Below are 18,966 nucleotides of genomic sequence, written 5' to 3'. Positions count from 1 at the left end.
TTTTGTAGATTTACTTCATCGTAGGGAACAACAATACGTCACGAATAGAAGTGACATCTGTCAATAGCATAATTAAGCGGTCAATTCCAATTCCGAGGCCGCCAGTTGGTGGCATACCGTATTCAAGAGCTTCTACATAGTCGTAGTCGATACCAGTCGCTTCATCATCTCCGAGTTCCTTGGCTTGGGCCTGTGCTTCAAAACGCGATAATTGGTCAATTGGATCGTTCAACTCGGTAAAGGCATTGGCAAATTCGCGCCCAACGATAAAGAGTTCAAAGCGGTCGGTAAAGCGTGGATCATCTGCATTTTTCTTAGCAAGAGGTGAGACTTCAACTGGATGCCCATAGATAAATGTAGGCTGAATCAAGGTGTCCTCAACAAAGTCTTCAAAGAAAGCATTGATAATGTGACCAACCGTAAAGTGTTTTTCAACTGTTACATGATGTTCTTTAGCCAGCGCAGTCGCTTCTTCGAGAGTCATATCTTTCCAGAAATCAATGCCAGTTTGTTCTTTAATGGCTTCTAGCATGTGTTTACGTGCAAATTTGCGACCGATAAAGATTTCAGTACCTTGATAAGGGACACTTTCAGCATCTGTGACAGCTTTCGCCGCACTTTGGATAATCCCTTCTGTCAAGTCCATGATATCCTCAAAGTCTGCATAAGCCTGATAAGCTTCAATTGTAGTAAATTCAGGATTGTGAGTGGCATCCATTCCTTCGTTACGGAAAATGCGTCCCATTTCATAAACACGCTCCATACCACCAACAATCAGACGTTTTAAGTGCAATTCAGTCGCGATACGAAGCACCATATCAATATTTTGCGCATTGTGATGGGTGATAAACGGACGAGCAGCAGCACCACCAGCTTCGTTATGTAGCACAGGCGTTTCAACTTCAAGGAATCCTTGATTGTCAAGATAGCGACGGATTTCAGAAACGATGCGGCTACGAGTCACGAAACGCTCAAAGCTTTCACGATTGGAAATCAAATCCAAATACCGTTTACGATAAATCGTTTCAACGTCTGTCAGTCCGTGGAATTTTTCTGGCAATGGACGAAGTGCTTTAGAGAGGTGTGTAATGTGAGTTGCTTTAATCGAAAGCTCTCCCATATCTGTACGCATAACCTCACCTTCAATACCAAGGAAGTCCCCAATATCTGCTTTTTTGAAAATTTGATAATTCTCTTCGCCGACAGTATCTTTTCTGACGTAGATTTGAATTTGACCTTCGCGGTCTTGGATATGAGCAAAACCGACTTTTCCTTTACCACGCTTGGTCATAAGGCGGCCAGCAATTGTAGCAGTTTCAGCTAATTCGTGCAGTTCTTCTTTTGTTTTATCATTATATTTTTCTTTTAATTGGGCAGAATCTGCAGTACGTTCAAAACGTTTACCAAATGGGTCAATACCTTGTTCTGCTAAAGCAGCCATTTTTTCACGACGAATCAGCTGCTGGTCATTTAATTCTTCAATATGTTCAGTAGTCATATTCTTCCTCCTAAAGTTTACCTTCCTCATTCTATCATAAATAAGGCAGAAATTCACCTATAAATAAAGAAAAACCGTGATTTTATACGCTCACAGTTTCAATTGTTTCTAAGTGGTTAAGATTGTTCCAATCAAGAAGTGTAAAATACTCAAAATCTTGTGTTTCAAGAATGGTGACACTTCCATTTGTAAGACCGCCCTGCTGACGAAGTTGAGCAAAGTCATACCCTAATAACAAACGTAAAGAAGCAGTTAAATTCGCTCCATGACCAACAAAAAGAAGATTTTCATAAGATTGTTCTTTTTGTGATTTAATGAAGTCTATTGTACGTCGTGTAGTATTGTAGACTGATTCTGCACCAAAAATAGAGTTGTTAAATTTCGCCAGATTATGACGGAAAGCTTCCATTTGATGAGGATAGATGGCGGTAATTGTGGAGATTTTCTGTCCTTCTAGGGAGCCAAGTTGCCATTCGCGTAGCTCTGTATGTGGTTCAACAACTGATGAATATTGATTTTCACTACAGATGATCTGTGCAGTTGCCATTGCGCGTGGTAAATCACTTGAAAAAATCTTGTCAAATTTAATGTGAGCCATGTGTTTTCCAAGCAAGTGCAATTCTTCAATAGAAGTCTCAAGCAGCGGTGAATCACCATTGGCTCCTTGAAAGCGTCCTTCTAAATTCCATTGAGTTTTCCCGTGTCGAACGAAGTAGAGTTTCATACAGTTTCCTTTCTATTTTGAATCCTCTTTTAAATCTGCAAAGGTCGCCTCAACAAAATGGGCTAAATCCTCTGCGTTAATTTCAATACTGTGTCCTAATTCTCCAGCCGATACAATAATAGTCTCATCTGTTAAAGCTGAATTGTCAATGTAAATAGGAAAGTGGTGTTTTTGACGAATGCCGACAGGATTATTTGCTCCGTGAATGTAGCCAGTCGTCTTTTCTAAATCTTTTTGCGGAATCATGCTTACTTTTTTGTTACCAGATATTTTGGCCAGCTTTTTTTCAGCTAGATGTTCTGTTATGGGCAAAATCCCAATAATTGTCCCTGTTTTATCGCCTGTTAGAGCCAATGTTTTGTAAATCTGCGAGCGCTCTATTCCTTTGGGCAATTGTCCTTCTAAAGCATTGATTTGAAGGCCTTTGTGAGGAATTTTTGCTTTTGTTAAAATTTGCTCTACAAGAGTTTTCTTAATTTTTGTTTTTTTAGCCATTATTTATACTTTTCCTCCAATTGGCTCATCCAAGCGCCCAGCCAAGTTCCCAAACCAAAGAAGAAGGCAGCAGTAACTAAAGTGATGATAGAAGTATTAGCATAATGAATACTTTCGCTATTTCCAGGGTTTGGTACCAAGATGAGAACAGTGCTAGACAAGACAATACCAATGATAAAATGATATACTCGAGAATGATAATTTTCTAAAGCATAATGCATAGATTTTGAAAAAATCACAAGTGCGAGGAGATCACCAATTCCGATTGGCAAAAAGGTTCCTAAAATATCTAAAGATTTAAATCCAATCAGCATAGGAGAATACAGTCCCAAAATTAAAAGTAAATTTGAAGGACTCAAGCCTGGAACGAGAATTCCCAGTGCGATAAGGGCACCAGCTAAAATAAAAGTCAAGAAATTTGCTGGCAATGTTCCGACTAAACTATTGAGGAAATAAAGGCAAACCCCAGAAATGAAAAAAGTGGCTACGAACCAAATGACATCGGTTCGGTCGCGGTCAGATTCTCTAGTAGATTCCTTTAGTAAACTTGGAATTGTACCAATAATCGCTCCTGCAAATCCCCATAAAACAATGATTTTATAATGCTCTAGTAAATATTCAACTGGCAGGGAAAATAGTGCAATTCCTAAAACCGTTCCAATGCCAACAGGTAAAAAATAAAGCATATTATCCCGAAAATTTTCCCTTATATGCGCTAAAAAATAAATCATCCGCTCGTAAATTCCCAAAATAGCAGCTAAAACTCCACCAGATACCCCGGGGAGAATAAATCCTAGCGCGATGATAATTCCCTTTAAAATTCTTATCAACCAAGAAATCATCCATTACTCCCTAAACTTTTCTATGCTAGTTATTATATCATATTTAGAAACAAGAAAGTAGTGATAAATGGACGAGAAGAAAAGAAAAACTCTGCAAAGTTTTCGATTCAAACTATTACAGAGTTATTATTTTCCATTACCAAATAACTTTTTAAATGTTTTTGTCTGATTTTTTAAAGGAGATAGCTGATTGAGATCGACATCATGTGCAAAACCACTAATTGAGCCTTGTGATGTGTATTGATGTAAATCATATTTCAAGTCTGTCTTAGGGGCAGCGTTGTAATAACCGTCATTATAGCCGTAAGTTGGAATCCAAATAGCTGTGAATTTCTTAGTTGAGATACTGTGTTCTTCAAGGAAATAGGTTCCGACATAAATCCCGATGTTCTTAGCACCCAATGATGCTAACTTAGCGCGAAAAGCTTCAACACCAGCATTCATGTCATCCATAGTTTTTTCTTCAACATCTAGCCAGTAGTAGGTAGGTTTGTATTTTGAAGCAGCTTTATAAAAATTTTCGGCAGCTTTTTGCATTTCTTTCTTGTTGCTACCAGCCACATAAGCATAGACAGCGACAGGAATATTTCGTTTTTGAAATTCTTCTATGTGGCGTTGATAGGATTTATCAATTCCGTTTAAGTGTGTAGCTGCATTTTCTTTTTTTGCTTGTGCTCCGCTATGCACGCGTATAATGGCGCCAGAAACATTTTTCGCTAGTACGTCATAGTTAATATCGCTTGGCAATTGCCAGCCGGACAAGTCAATGATTGGTTTATAGGGTTTGTCTGCTTCATCGGAATCTGAAGTATCAGTTGACTGAGAAGTAGCTGATGTTTGTGTAATAGCGTCCTTTTGCTGTTTAGTTTCCTTGCTCTCTGAATAATGCTTCACTCCTAAAATAATCGCAATGAAGCTAACAAAGAAAACAAAGACAACAAGCGGTTTAATCCTCTTTCTCATATAATTTCATTTTAACGTAAAGTCAGATAAAAAGCAAAATAAACTAGTAGAAAATAAGTATTTGTCATCAAATTGAAATATTAAAGAAAGCGGTTTATTGGACATAATGGTGAAGAATTCTTATAAATCCTTTTCATAGACTCAGCTTATTGTTCTTTTTTTAGTTAAAGTTTAGCCTAGATACTGCAAGGATTTAAAAAATACCGTTCGTTAAATACTTTTTTTTTACCTTGGAAAATGGTATAATGTTCGGTGAAAATTTAATAATATTAGGTGAACTATGAAAATTGATAAACGCCACCTGCTGAATTATTCCATTTTGATTCCTTATTTGATTTTATCTATTTTGGGATTGATAGTTGTTTATTCGACATCAAGTGCCACTTTAGTACAGGTAGGAGCAAATTCGCTCAGATCTGTTTTAAATCAAGGAATTTTCTGGGTAATCAGCTTACTTGCCATTGCTTTAATTTACAAAATAAAGTTAGATTTCTTAAAAGACAATCGACTGATTGTCATTGTTATTTTTGTGGAAATCTTGCTTTTAATTTTATCTCGCTTCCTTGGTGCCCGAATCAATGGTGCACATGGTTGGTTGCGATTTGGTCCGATTAGTCTCCAGCCGGCTGAGTATTTAAAAATTATTCTGATTTGGTTTTTAGCACAGCGGTTTTCTCATCAGCAAGATGAAATTGCAATGTATGACTATCAGGCTTTAACACGAAATCAACTGATTCCACGTGCACTGAACGATTGGCGAATTCTGGTCGTGGTGCTCATTGGGATTGTGGCAGCGCTGCCTGACTTGGGGAATGCGACCATTCTTTTGCTGACGACCTTAATCATGGTAACGGTTAGTGGGATTGGTTATCGCTGGTTTTCAACTCTTCTTGGGATATTGGTCACTCTTTCCACAGCGGTTTTAGCAGGCATCTGGTTGATTGGTGTGGAAAAAGTTGCTCAGGTTCCTGTGTTTGGCTATGTAGCAAAACGATTTAGTGCCTTTTTTAATCCCTTTAAAGATTTATCAGGTGCAGGTCACCAGCTAGCTAATTCCTATTATGCCATGAGTAATGGCGGTTGGTTTGGCTTAGGATTAGGAAATTCTATCGAAAAACGTGGTTATTTGCCAGAAGCACAGACAGACTTCGTCTTTTCCATTGTTATTGAAGAATTTGGATTTATCGGTGCCAGCTTGATTTTAGCCCTCTTATTTTTCCTTATTTTGCGGATTATTCTTGTGGGAATTCGAGCGAAAGATCCATTTAATTCTATGATGGCTCTTGGTGTCGGTGGAATGCTACTGACACAAACGTTTGTCAATATTGGAGGAATTTCCGGTTTGATTCCTTCGACGGGTGTCACCTTCCCCTTCTTATCACAAGGTGGAAATAGTTTGTTGGTATTATCCGTAGCGATTGCTTTTGTGTTAAACATTGATGCCAATGAAAAACGAGAAAGTTTGTATAGAGAAATCGAAGAAACCAATCACGGTTTAAGAATTATTCGCTAACGTTAGATTGAGCAAAAGCTTATTGAAAGGTGTAGATTATGTCACTTCAAAAATTAGAAAATTACAACAATAAAGAAGTTATCAAAGAAGAAGTTACGATTCTGACGGACTTATTAGAAGAAGTTACAAAAAATATGCTGAGTCCTGAAACCTTTGAAAAAATCATTGCTTTAAAAGAATTAGCAGCAGTTGGAAATTATGAAGGGTTAAATGAGATTGTTCAAAGTCTATCGAACAAGGAAATGTCCTATATTTCTCGTTATTTTTCAATCCTGCCTCTTTTAATCAATATTTCAGAAGATGTGGATTTGGCTTTTGAGATTAACTATCAAAATAATGTGGGTCAAGATTATCTTGGGAAATTATCCACAACGATTGATTTGGTTGCTGAAAAGGAAAACGCTGCTGAAATTTTGGAGCATTTGAATGTGGTCCCTGTTTTAACAGCTCATCCAACTCAAGTGCAACGAACGACTATGCTGGATTTGACCAATCATATTCACGTTTTGTTGCGTAAATACCGCGATGTGCGAATGGGCTTGCTCAATGAGCAAAAATGGCACAATAATCTTCGTCGGTATATCGAAATTATCATGCGGACAGATATGATTCGTGAGAAGAAATTAAAAGTGACCAATGAAATCACCAATGTGATGGAATACTACAATAGCTCTTTCTTGCAGGCGGTGACTAATTTAACAGAAGAATACAAGCGACTAGCCAAAAAACATGGAATTGACTTAAAAAATCCAACCCCTATTACAATGGGAATGTGGATTGGTGGCGACCGAGATGGAAATCCTTATGTTACAGCTGAAACATTGAAAAAATCCGCTTTGACCCAATGTGAAGTGATTATGAACTATTACGATACGAAAGTTGCTAATTTGTACCGTGAATTTTCTTTGTCAACAGGTATCGTAAAAGTTAGTGAAGCGGTGCAGGAAATGGCTTATCTGTCAGAAGATAATTCTATTTACCGCGAAAAAGAATTATATCGTCGAGCCTTCTACTATATTCGAACAAAACTGAAAAATACAAAGACTTACTTTATTAACCAAATCAAAACAGAGCCACATTACCACAAAATTGAAGAATTTAAACATGATTTACTAGCTATCAAGCAGTCTCTTCTTGAAAATAAAGGCGAAGCAATGATTTCTGGTGAGTTTACTGAGTTGCTTCAAGCAGTGGAAGTATTCGGTTTTTACCTTGCTTCCATTGATATGCGACAAGATTCTAGTGTTCATGAAGCCTGCGTTGCGGAGTTATTAGCGAGCGCAGGAATTGTGGAGCATTATAGCGAGCTTTCTGAAGACGAAAAATGTCACGTTCTGCTAAATGAACTTCTCTATGATCCGCGGATTCTTTCTGCTACATATGCTAAAAAATCTGCCCTTTTGCAAAAAGAATTAGAGATTTTTCAAACGGCGCGTGAGTTGAAAGATAAGCTAGGAGATGCTGTCATTAAGCAAACCATTATTTCTCATGCTACGAGCGTGTCTGACCTTTTAGAGTTGGCTGTTATGCACAAGGAAGTTGGTCTCATTGATAAAGAATTTGCGCGTGTACAGATTGTGCCACTCTTTGAAACCATTGAAGACTTGGATAATTCCTATGACACGATGAAGAAATACTTATCTCTTCCAATTGCCCAGAAATGGATTGCCTCTAATAACAATTATCAAGAAATCATGCTGGGCTATTCGGACAGCAATAAAGACGGTGGCTACTTATCATCCTGCTGGACTCTTTATAAAGCTCAACAGCAACTGACCGCTATCGGAGATGAATTTGGTGTGAAAATCACCTTCTTCCATGGTCGTGGTGGAACGGTTGGTCGTGGCGGCGGACCTACCTATGAAGCCATTACCTCTCAGCCTCTTCGTAGTATCAATGATCGGATTCGCCTGACAGAGCAAGGAGAAGTCATTGGCAATAAATACGGAAATAAAGACGCAGCGTATTACAATTTAGAAATGCTAGTGTCGGCAACGATTAACCGTATGATTACTAAGAAAAAAAGTGATACCAACACGTCTAACCGCTACGAGCGCATTATGGATCAGATAGTGGAACGAAGCTATCAAATTTATCGTGATTTGGTTTTTGGCAATGAGCATTTTTATGATTATTTCTTTGAATCAAGCCCGATCAAAGCTATTTCCAGCTTTAATATTGGTTCGCGACCGGCTGCGCGTAAAACCATTACTGAAATCGGTGGCTTGCGTGCCATTCCGTGGGTCTTTTCATGGTCACAAAGTCGGGTGATGTTCCCTGGTTGGTATGGTGTTGGATCCAGCTTTAAAGAATTTATTGATGAAAATCCAGAAGAAAATCTAGCTTTTTTGAGAAAGATGTATAAAAATTGGCCTTTCTTCCAATCACTTCTGTCCAATGTAGACATGGTGTTATCAAAGTCGAATATGAATATCGCCTTTGAATATGCTCAATTGTGTGAAGATAAAGAAGTACAAGAAATTTATTATACAATTTTGGATGAGTGGCAATTAACCAAGAATGTTATTCTTGCCATTGAAGATTATGACGACCTGTTGGAAGAAAATCCCTACTTGCGAGACAGTTTAGACTACCGCATGCGTTACTTTAACATTTTGAATTATATTCAGCTAGAACTCATCAAGCGCCAACGCCGTGGAGAATTATCCTCGGATGAAGAACGATTGATTCATATCACAATCAACGGAATTGCGACAGGACTGAGAAACTCAGGCTGATGTAGAACGAAAAATCGGATTATTTCCGATTTTTTTATATCTTTGTAACCAAAAACGCTTTCAATTCGTTATACTAGTGAAGGAAGGGGGATGAGAATATCAAACTAGATGATTATGAAAAAGTCTTGATTACCTTTGCGAAAGAAATCGTCTATTATCTGCAAGGCTCAGGCGTTCCAAAAGAGCAAGCAGAAGATGTTGTTCAAGATGTTTGTATCAAAATGCTAGAGTCTGATTTTGTCATCCCTGCTGAAAAAATGCGAGCTTGGATGTATCGTGTGTCTATTCGCCGCTATATTGACAAATACCGGCGTGATAAGCATTATATGGAAATCCTGCGACGAGATTTTTTTACAAAGGAAAATCAATTGATTGTTGAAGGAGCAGATTATGACTTTCTCATGGAGGAAGTAGAAAAGTTGCCAACACAGGATAAAATCATGTTGGATCTTTATTATTTTCAAGGGTTTTCAACAGGAGAAATAGCAGAAGTACTCCATTATTCTAAGAGCAAAGTCAAAGTTCAGCTCATGCGCAGTCGAAAGAAACTTCGACAGATTTTGGAAAAGAAAGGATATCATCATGGAAACATTTGAAATTGTTGCAAAGAAAAACAAAAAGAGAAATATCAAGCGGATTATCCTCTGGTCAACAACAGTAGTGGTAGTATTTTTTGGAATATATATTGCTGCTCGTATGATTACAGGAAAACTCATCAGCGACCAAGCTTGGAAGGTGGTCAATGAGGTACAATTAGTTGAAAGCGTCGCTTTTCCTAATATTGAAACGTATACATGGTCTGCTAATGGTGGGGATATGTTCCACGGTGGTATTAAAGGTAGACAAGCTAAAGATATTTATGGAATTCCACTCGACTATGGTGAATATAAGGCAGATTTTGGAATTTTTAATATCAATCGAGGAATCCTTTTTCATGCAAATTCTGGCAGATATACAGAATCTGGGGCAACTATTCAAATAGAAAATAACCAAAAAGTGCCACAATTCTACAATAAAAAAGCTAAAGAAGAGAAAGGAGAACCTGTCCATGAACCAACCCAAGAACTTCCTTATATCAAAGAAATGAAAAATCAACTGGTAGAAGTGGCTCTGACCTTTGATAAACCATATATTTTAAAAGAAATTCGGGCAATGATACCTAAGAACCTCAAGACCAATTGGTATTGGATTGGTACAAATTCAACAAGCGATCCAAGCTGGTGGCAACCAAGCAATCTATATGGTACGAGTCCAGATTATCTAACGCAAAAAGAATATGTTCACAAAAAGGAAGCAGAAGAAGCTATTAAAAACCTCAAAGAAGGAGAGAAACTGAGTGACAGACTTTCCGAAATGAAGGATGTAGATGGATTCTTGGCTAATCTGAAGAAATATATTAAAAGTGGATTTGGAAAAAGCAGCTACAATAATGTAACTCCGTCAGATGACATTAAAACCTACTTGAAAAAATTTGGTAAGCTAGACTTGTCTAAGAAAGAAGACCTAGAAAAATTAGAGTTCTCAGGCGTCATCCTAACAGGAAAAGCTGAAAATTTTGCTCAGTTGGAAGGTAAGGAGTGGATTTACGCATCAAGTATTGGGGCTTCTACACCAAATCAACCATACTACAAGTTGGACAAAGAATAAATTGATAAAAAAGGCGTAAAATGCTTGCAATTTGAAGAAAATTTGATAAAATAGTAAGGAAAGTTAGACTGTATTGCCTACTGTCTATCTATAAAATATATTTTATTGGAGGCTTTTACTCAAATGGCAAAAGAAAAATACGATCGTAGTAAACCACACGTTAACATCGGTACAATCGGACACGTTGACCATGGTAAAACTACCCTAACTGCAGCTATCACGACTGTACTTGCACGTCGTCTTCCAAGTTCAGTTAACCAACCAAAAGATTACTCATCTATTGATGCTGCTCCAGAAGAACGCGAACGCGGAATCACTATCAACACTGCACACGTTGAATACGAAACTGCTAAACGTCACTATGCTCACATCGACGCTCCAGGACACGCGGACTACGTTAAAAACATGATTACTGGTGCTGCTCAAATGGACGGAGCTATCCTTGTAGTAGCTTCAACTGACGGACCAATGCCTCAAACTCGTGAACACATTCTTCTTTCACGCCAAGTAGGTGTTAAATACCTTATCGTCTTCATGAATAAAGTTGACTTGGTTGACGATGAAGAATTGCTTGAATTGGTTGAAATGGAAATCCGTGACCTTCTTTCAGAATACGATTTCCCAGGTGATGAAATCCCAGTTATCCAAGGTTCAGCTCTTAAAGCTCTTGAAGGTGATGAAAAATATGAAGACATCATCATGGAATTGATGGATACTGTTGATGAATACATTCCAGAACCAGAACGTGACACTGACAAACCATTGCTTCTTCCAGTCGAAGATGTATTCTCAATTACTGGACGTGGTACTGTTGCTTCAGGACGTATCGACCGTGGTACTGTTAAAGTCAACGACGAAGTTGAAATCGTTGGTATCCGTGACGAAATCCAAAAAGCAGTTGTTACTGGTGTTGAAATGTTCCGTAAACAATTGGACGAAGGTCTTGCTGGAGATAACGTAGGGGTTCTTCTTCGTGGTATCCAACGTGACGAAATCGAACGTGGACAAGTTCTTGCTAAACCAGGTTCAATTCATCCACACACTAAATTCAAAGGTGAAGTTTACATCCTTACTAAAGAAGAAGGTGGACGTCATACTCCATTCTTCAACAACTACCGTCCTCAATTCTACTTCCGTACTACAGACGTTACAGGTTCAATCGAACTTCCTGCAGGTACTGAAATGGTAATGCCTGGTGATAACGTAACAATCGACGTTGAATTGATCCACCCAATTGCCGTAGAACAAGGAACTACATTCTCTATCCGTGAAGGTGGACGTACTGTAGGTTCAGGTATGGTTACAGAAATCGAAGCTTAATTCAATTAAGTTCCCAGATGAACAATTAAAGTCAGACAAATGAGCTCCGCTGTTGCGGGGCTTTCTTTTTTATGATTTCATTCGACTCAGTCTTTATTTCTCTATTAAATTATGGTAAAATAATAGATGTAAATAAAAAAAGAAGAGGTATGTGAAATGTCACGTAAACCATTTATTGCTGGTAACTGGAAAATGAACAAAAATCCAGAAGAAGCTAAAGCTTTTGTAGAAGCAGTTGCAAGTAAACTTCCTTCATCTGATCTTGTTGAAGCAGGTATCGCAGCTCCTGCACTTGATTTGACGACAGTTCTTGCTGCAGCAAAAGGTTCAAATCTTAAAGTTGCTGCACAAAATACTTATTTTGAAGATGCTGGTGCATTTACTGGTGAAAATAGTCCCAAAGTTCTTTCTGAAATGGGTCTTGATTATGTTGTAATTGGTCACTCTGAACGTCGTGACTATTTCCATGAAACAGACGAAGATATCAACAAGAAAGCTCATGCTATCTTCCGCAACGGTCTTCTTCCAATCATCTGCTGTGGTGAATCTCTTGAAACTTACGAAGCTGGTAAAGCAGTGGAATTTGTAGGTGCTCAAGTATCTGCAGCCCTTACAGGATTGACAGCAGAACAAGTGTCTTCTCTTGTCATTGCTTACGAACCAATCTGGGCTATCGGTACTGGTAAATCAGCTACTCAAGACGATGCTCAAAAAATGTGTAAAGCAGTTCGTGATGTTGTAGCAGCTGACTTTGGTCAAGAAGTGGCTGACAAAGTACGTGTACAATACGGCGGCTCAGTAAAACCGAACAATGTAGCTGAATACATGGCATGTCCAGATGTTGACGGTGCCCTTGTTGGTGGAGCATCACTTGAAGCAGAAAGTTTCCTTGCATTGTTGGACTTTGTAAAATAATTTCTTAAAAGAAATAGTTAGCTTGCCATATTTTATGGCAGGCTTATTTTAAAATGGAGAAATAAAATGAAAAAGAAAAGTTTATTTTATTTAGCAAGCACAGCTATTTTAATTGCAGCTAGTTCACATCAGGTTTTTGCTGATGAACCTGTAAAAACTTCTACGCCACAGCCGACAGTAGAAGTCAATAAACAAGAAGCTCATTCTTCAGTTGAACTCCAAACAAAAGAAGTAACTCAAACTGCTCCAATAAATCAAACAACTTCATCTTCTTCATCTAAAAATGAAGCAACTGCTTCATCAACCGCTTCAACTGAAGCTAAAGTTTCAGAAGAACAATCAGTTGTAAAAGAAAATTCGACAACTACAACTGAGACTAAAAAAGACAACAAGTCAACTTTTTTTGCTGCGCAGAATAATCAAACAACAGCTAGAAGTAATCCTGATGCACAAGTGAAAAAATCAACTTTTGTGGATGTCAGCAGTCATAATGGACATATCAGCAAAGAGGATTATCAACATTTAGCTGAAAAAGGGGTAAATGGGGTTGTTGTCAAATTAACAGAAGGAACGAGTTATAAAAATCCTTATGCGGCTTCTCAAACACAGAATGCACAAGCGGCAGGTATGCAAGTGTCGGCTTATGCTTTTTCTCATTATACTAATGAAGCAGAAGCAAGAGCAGAAGCGCGCTATTTTGCAGAGGAAGCAAGGCGATTGAACCTTCCTTCCTCAACTGTTATGGTAAATGATATTGAAGATTCTGATATGCGTCCGAATATCAATGCAACTACTCAAGCTTGGGCAGATGAAATGCGGCGTATGGGTTTTTCAAATTTGATGTACTATACAAGTGCAAGTTGGCTTGATCGAAACAATCTTAGAACGAAAGGACCAATCCAAACAGAGCAATTTGGCTTGGAAAATTTCTGGGTAGCGCAATATCCAACTTCAAAATTAAGTGCAGATGATGCGAAAACACTGAAATATAATAGTGAAGCGGGTGCTTGGCAGTTTACTTCGCAAGCTGAACTACTACCTGGTCGTCATGTATTTGATCAAAGCGTGGATTATACTGGACGATTTACGAATAAGGCAACTCCAAGCAACCGTGCTGCAAATCAGCCAATAAAGGGAAAAATCACGGTTCAAAACAAGAATCCTAACACAGGAACCTTTGATGTGATTGTGTCAGATGTTTCTGCTCCTTATGGCGTTCGTGAAGTGAAAGTACCGACTTGGTCTAATATCAATGGTCAAGATGACATTATTTGGTATACAGCTGCTAAACAGACTGATGGAACCTATAAAGTAACAGTAAAGGCAGTAGATCACAAATTTTCTACAGGACTTTATCATATTCACCTTTATTACATTCAAAATAATGGGAAATTGGTTGGCGTAGGTGGAACAACTACCGAGCTTTCATTAGGACGACCTCAAGGAAAAGTGACCATTGCTAATAATAATCCTGACACAGGAACATTTGATGTCCTTATTTCCAATGTTTCTAGTCCTTATGGCGTTCGTGAAGTGAAAGTTCCAACTTGGTCCAGCATCGGTGGTCAAGACGACATTATCTGGTATACTGCTAAGAAGCAAGCCAATGGAACCTATAAAGTAACAGTTAAAGCGACTGATCATAAAAAATCAACTGGAGAGTATAATATTCATGTATATTATATCCAAGAAAATAATCAGTTGGTAGGAGTAACAGGGACAACGACAACAGTTTCGATTGCGCATCCTAAAGGTACTTTGACTATCACAAATAACAATCCAGACGCAGGAACTTTTGATGTGATTGTCTCAGGCGTTTCCAGTCCAGATGGTGTTCGTGAAGTGAAATTACCGACCTGGTCTAATGTGGATGGTCAAGACGACATTATCTGGTATACCGCTAAAAAACAAGCTGATGGGACTTATAAGACAACTGTCAAGGTAAGTGATCACAAATATTCAACAGGTCTATATAATGTTCATCTGTATTATATCCAAGGCAATGGTAAAATCGTTGGAGTAGCTGGAACACAAGTAAATGTTTCTTTAGCGAGAGCAAAAGGGAATCTTACCATTCAAAATAATAATCCAGACACAGGAACTTTTGATGTGATTGTTTCAGGTGTTTCTAGCCCTTACGGCGTTCGTGAAGTGAAATTACCGACCTGGTCTAATGTCAATGGTCAGGACGATATTATCTGGTACACTGCCACTAGACAGGCCAATGGAACTTACAAAACAACTGTCAAAGCGAGTGACCATAAAAGAAGCACAGGTTTGTACCATATTCATCTTTACTACATCCAAGGAAATGGTAAACTCGTTGGGATTGGTGGCACAACGACAGAAGTTTCAATTGCACGTCCAAAAGGTACATTAACAATTCAAAATAAAGATGCCAATAAAGGTACTTTTGAAGTAATTGTTTCCAACGTTTCTAATCCAGATGGTGTCCGTGAAGTGAAATTACCGACCTGGTCTAATGTCAACGGTCAGGACGATATTATCTGGTACACTGCCACTAGACAGACCAATGGAACTTATAAGGCATTCATTAAAGCAAGTGACCATAAGAATTCAACCGGTTTGTACTATATTCATTTGTACTATGTTCAAAACAATGGAACATTGATTGGAGTAGGCGGTACATCAACCAATGTGACAATTCCTGCGGAAAACCTTAAACCAACTGGAAAAATCACGATCCAAAATAATAATCCTAAAACAGGAACATTTGACGTGGTAGTGTCTAATGTTTCCAGCCCTAATGGTGTTCGTGAAGTGAAGCTGCCAACGTGGTCTAGTGTAAATGGTCAAGATGACATCATTTGGTATACTGCTGCAAAACGAGCTGATGGTACCTATAAGATAACTGTCAAAGCGAGTGACCATAAGAACTCAACCGGCGAATACAATGTTCATTTGTATTACATTCAAAACAATGGTAAGCTGGTTGGAGTAGGCGGTACAACAGTACAAGTTTCTAAAACGTTTTATCCGACACCATATTTTTCTCAACGTGATGGTCGTTGGGCAGGACGAACTTATGGTGGCTACACATTTGCTGCAACGGGTTGCGTGCCAACAACGGTTGCTATGGCAATTTCTGGTACTACAGGACAGACTGTTTTACCAACGACTGTGGCAGATTATCTCTATCATTCTACAAATGAATTTAATAAGAGAAGTTACGGAACAACGAGCCACGGAATTGTATTAGCAGCACGGCATTGGGGTCTAAAAACAGAGACTTTAGGGTCAACTGCAGCTGTGCGAGAAGCACTTGCTATGGGACACCATGTGCTTGGTGCAGTAGGAACCAGTGTATTTGCAAATTATCCTGTTACACATGAACTGGTCATGAAAGGCTATAACAACGGAATGACTTATGTAATGGATCCGTATAATGCTAATAATAATGGCTATTATTCAGTAGATTATTTATTTAGAGTACGGAGTTTGGATCCAACTGACAATACAGAAGGATCTCCGTTCATGACAATTAGATTGTAATGTTGTGTCTGCTCTGTGAGAACGAAGTTTCTGCCATTTTATCGGTTTAGTAATGAAAGGCTGAAACTACGAACTAAAAATTTTAAATGTTTAGTTCTGTCTTATTCTCTTTTTGATGAAAAGTAAGAAGCTCTATGATTTCTAAGGTTATTCCTATAGAAATCATAGAGCTTACTTGTTTTTGTTCGAATTTGTTTACTATTATTTTCCCAAACAAAATTGGCTGAAAAGTTGGCTAATGAGTTCATCAGGAGCGGCGTCACCTGTTATTTCACCAAGGATTTCCCAGGTCCGAGTCAGATCTACTTGCACTAAGTCAACAGGCATTCCTAAATCCAGTCCTTCATTGACAGATTGGAGACTTTCAACAGCTTTTTCAATTAGAGAAATATGACGAGCGTTAGAGAGATAAGTAGCATCTTGTTCTACAATACCTGCATTTTCAAAGAAAAGTTGGTTGATTCGTTCTTCGATTTTATCAATATTTTGATTTTGGAGAACAGAAATCTTGATAAAGTCATCGGGAAGCTGGTCAACTTCAATCTTTTCTTCTAAGTCGGTTTTATTGAGCAGCAAGATACGATTGGTGTCTTGACTGATTTCTAACAGTTTGCGGTCTTGTTCTGTCAATGGCTCGCTTGCATTTAGCACAAGAAGCACAAGGTCAGCGTCTTGGAGCGCTTTTTTAGAACGTTCTACTCCGATTTGTTCGACAATATCATCTGTATCACGAATACCCGCAGTATCAATCAACTTGAGTGGCACTCCGTTGATGTTGACATATTCTTCAATGACATCGCGAGTGGTTCCAGCAATGTCCGTTACAATAGCCTTATCTTCACGGAGCAAGTTGTTAAGGAGACTAGATTTTCCGACATTAGGGCGACCAATAATAGCAGTCGAAATTCCTTCGCGTAGAATCTTACCGCGGCGAGCTGTTTTTAAAAGTTGGGTCAGCAGTTTTTCAAATTCAGCTGTTTTTTCACGCAACAGTTTGGTAGTCATTTCCTCAACATCGTCGTATTCTGGATAGTCAATATTGACCTCGACTTGAGCTAGTGTGTTAAGAATTTCCTGACGTGTATTATTGATGAGGTCGGACAGAGAACCGTCCAGTTGCTTGACGGCGATATTCATGGCTTTGTCCGTTTTTGCTCGAATAATGTCCATAATAGCCTCTGCTTGCGTCAAATCCACGCGTCCATTGAGAAAGGCGCGCTTAGTAAATTCACCAGGTTCCGCCATTCTAGCACCTTCTCGAATAGCTAATTGGAGGATTTCGTTGGTCACAGCAATTCCTCCGTGAGTGTTAATCTCAATCACGTCTTCGCGCGTGAAGGTTTTAGGAGAACGCATAGCTCCAACCATAACTTCATCTAAAATTTCGTTTTTTTCTGGGTCAATAATATGCCCATAATTTAGTGTGTGACTGGCAACGGTACTCAAATCTTTTCCTTTAAAGATTTTTTGAGCAATGGCAAAGCTGTCCGTCCCGCTCAGTCTAACAATGCCGATAGCTCCTTCACCAAGAGGAGTGGAAATGGCAGCAATCGTATCAAATTCTTTGGTTATCATCAATTTAATCCTTATAATGTGTTTATGCAATCTATATTCATTGTAACGCAAAACAAGGTTCGTCGCAAGATTTTTACATGCTGTTTTTGTTCAAATAAATTCATCATCTCTCTTTAATACAATAAAATAAATTTTAAGAAAGATTCAATCATCATTCGGTTATTCGTTTGATATATCAAATTAAAGCGGAGAAAATCTGGAATTTTTGGTGTTTTATAATCAAGAAAAATAGAATATTCGGATTTTAGAATGTTTGTAAAAAAGGGATCATTTAAAAAGAAAGTGGTTTCATTTTTGGGGTGCTAAAGTTGGCAAATCATGGTATACTAGAAGCAGATTGAATAAAGGAGCAAAAATGGAGAACCTCAAAAAAATGGCAGGAATCAAAGCTGCAGAATATGTGAAAGACGGTATGGTAGTTGGTTTAGGAACGGGTTCGACTGCCTATTATTTTGTGGAAGAAGTTGGACGGCGTATCAAGGAAGAAGGACTGAAAATAACAGCAGTTACAACTTCAAGCACAACGAGTGAACAAGCTCGGCGTTTAGGTATTCCTTTGAAATCAATTGATGAAGTAGATGAAGTAGACGTGACCGTTGACGGAGCTGATGAGGTGGATACTAACTTCAACGGTATCAAAGGCGGTGGCGGCGCTCTGCTTATGGAAAAAGTTGTTGCAACTCCAACCAAAACCTACATTTGGGTAGTTGATGAAAGTAAAATGGTTGGTAAACTAGGTGCTTTCAAATTACCGGTAGAAGTCGTACAATACGGAGCAGAACAGCTTTTCCGTCGTTTTGAACATGCAGGCTATAAACCGTTATTTCGTGAAAAAAATGGGCAGCGCTATGTCACGGATATGCAGAATTTCATTATTGATCTTGACTTAGGCGTGATTGAAAATCCAGTCGAATTTGGGCAAAAGCTAGATCATGTAGTTGGCGTTGTGGAACATGGACTCTTTAATCAAATGGTGGATATGGTCATTGTTGCTGGAAGAAATGGCGTGCAAATTTTAAAATCAACCAAATCAAAAGGAGAGTAGAATTTTATGTCACATACAATTATATTCATGTCATTGTCATGGATTCAGTCCGAATTGGTACTGCATTAAGTGCTGTTCAAAAAGAACAGGAAAGATTAGAATATGCTCTTAAGAGTGGAGCGTAATTGTGTCATTCAATATTTTTCGAGTGAAAATTAAAAAAGATATAAAAGGATAA

General features: G+C 38.4%; 14 protein-coding genes. 8 read left to right on the top strand and 6 right to left on the bottom strand.

Annotated features, from left to right (window positions below; all coding sequences use genetic code 11):
* Positions 1–10 precede the first annotated feature (10 nt).
* The 5 genes from lysS to ACOMA9_RS02840 all read right to left on the bottom strand — a co-directional run bounded on the left by lysS (position 11) and on the right by ACOMA9_RS02840 (position 4,522).
* The gene (lysS, locus tag ACOMA9_RS02860; protein ID WP_151380326.1) at positions 11–1,498 is read right to left on the bottom strand and encodes a lysine--tRNA ligase; all 1,488 of its coding nucleotides are present in this window, start codon (positions 1,496–1,498) and stop codon (positions 11–13) included.
* Between the two features lie 82 nt (positions 1,499–1,580).
* Entirely contained in the window at positions 1,581–2,222 is a 642-nt protein-coding gene (locus ACOMA9_RS02855) for a histidine phosphatase family protein (RefSeq protein ID WP_247906403.1), read from the bottom strand.
* Between the two features lie 12 nt (positions 2,223–2,234).
* A complete protein-coding gene (locus tag ACOMA9_RS02850) occupies positions 2,235–2,717 on the bottom strand; it encodes an aminoacyl-tRNA deacylase (RefSeq protein WP_003023920.1) in 483 nt (160 codons plus the stop codon).
* On the bottom strand, positions 2,717–3,559 hold the full coding sequence (locus ACOMA9_RS02845) for a DUF368 domain-containing protein (protein WP_151380328.1): 843 nt from the start codon (positions 3,557–3,559) through the stop codon (positions 2,717–2,719). The genes ACOMA9_RS02850 and ACOMA9_RS02845 overlap by 1 nt, the downstream gene beginning before the upstream one ends.
* A gap of 126 nt (positions 3,560–3,685) precedes the next feature.
* Positions 3,686–4,522: a glycoside hydrolase family 25 protein gene (locus ACOMA9_RS02840; protein ID WP_247906402.1), complete on the bottom strand. Its 837-nt coding sequence runs from the start codon at positions 4,520–4,522 to the stop codon at positions 3,686–3,688.
* 280 nt (positions 4,523–4,802) lie between these two features.
* Here ACOMA9_RS02840 and ftsW point away from each other — a divergent pair, with 280 nt between their 5' ends.
* The 7 genes from ftsW (at position 4,803) to ACOMA9_RS02805 (ending at position 16,168) form a co-directional block, all read left to right on the top strand.
* The gene (gene ftsW, locus ACOMA9_RS02835; protein ID WP_049533093.1) at positions 4,803–6,035 is read left to right on the top strand and encodes a cell division peptidoglycan polymerase FtsW; all 1,233 of its coding nucleotides are present in this window, start codon (positions 4,803–4,805) and stop codon (positions 6,033–6,035) included.
* A gap of 38 nt (positions 6,036–6,073) precedes the next feature.
* Positions 6,074–8,773 (top strand): phosphoenolpyruvate carboxylase, encoded by a 2,700-nt coding sequence (gene ppc, locus ACOMA9_RS02830; protein WP_330944903.1) that lies wholly within the window; start codon positions 6,074–6,076, stop codon positions 8,771–8,773.
* Positions 8,774–8,898: 125 nt separating this feature from the next.
* On the top strand, positions 8,899–9,369 hold the full coding sequence (locus ACOMA9_RS02825; protein WP_421424608.1) for an RNA polymerase sigma factor: 471 nt from the start codon (positions 8,899–8,901) through the stop codon (positions 9,367–9,369).
* Positions 9,356–10,420 (top strand): anti sigma factor C-terminal domain-containing protein, encoded by a 1,065-nt coding sequence (locus ACOMA9_RS02820; RefSeq protein ID WP_151380329.1) that lies wholly within the window; start codon positions 9,356–9,358, stop codon positions 10,418–10,420. The genes ACOMA9_RS02825 and ACOMA9_RS02820 overlap by 14 nt, the downstream gene beginning before the upstream one ends.
* 123 nt (positions 10,421–10,543) lie before the next feature.
* Complete coding sequence (gene tuf / locus ACOMA9_RS02815; RefSeq protein ID WP_003023932.1) at positions 10,544–11,740, top strand: elongation factor Tu; 1,197 nt, start codon at positions 10,544–10,546, stop codon at positions 11,738–11,740.
* Between the two features lie 156 nt (positions 11,741–11,896).
* Entirely contained in the window at positions 11,897–12,655 is a 759-nt protein-coding gene (tpiA, locus tag ACOMA9_RS02810; protein WP_059220882.1) for a triose-phosphate isomerase, read from the top strand.
* A 66-nt stretch (positions 12,656–12,721) separates the two neighbouring features.
* Positions 12,722–16,168, top strand: coding sequence for a GBS Bsp-like repeat-containing protein (locus ACOMA9_RS02805; protein WP_330944902.1), 3,447 nt, complete (start codon positions 12,722–12,724; stop codon positions 16,166–16,168).
* A 201-nt stretch (positions 16,169–16,369) separates the two neighbouring features.
* Here ACOMA9_RS02805 and mnmE read toward each other — a convergent pair whose 3' ends face one another.
* Positions 16,370–17,743: a tRNA uridine-5-carboxymethylaminomethyl(34) synthesis GTPase MnmE gene (mnmE, locus tag ACOMA9_RS02800; RefSeq protein WP_330944901.1), complete on the bottom strand. Its 1,374-nt coding sequence runs from the start codon at positions 17,741–17,743 to the stop codon at positions 16,370–16,372.
* 355 nt (positions 17,744–18,098) lie between these two features.
* On the opposite strand from mnmE, the gene rpiA reads away from it, so the two are divergent.
* Complete coding sequence (gene rpiA / locus ACOMA9_RS02795; RefSeq protein WP_195673993.1) at positions 18,099–18,788, top strand: ribose-5-phosphate isomerase RpiA; 690 nt, start codon at positions 18,099–18,101, stop codon at positions 18,786–18,788.
* Positions 18,789–18,966: the final 178 nt, after the last annotated feature.

Source organism: Streptococcus atopicus, assembly GCF_049166725.1.
GTDB lineage: Bacteria > Bacillota > Bacilli > Lactobacillales > Streptococcaceae > Streptococcus > Streptococcus hominis.
Note: the sequence above shows the minus strand (reverse complement) of the source record. Positions and strands in the feature narration are given on the sequence as shown.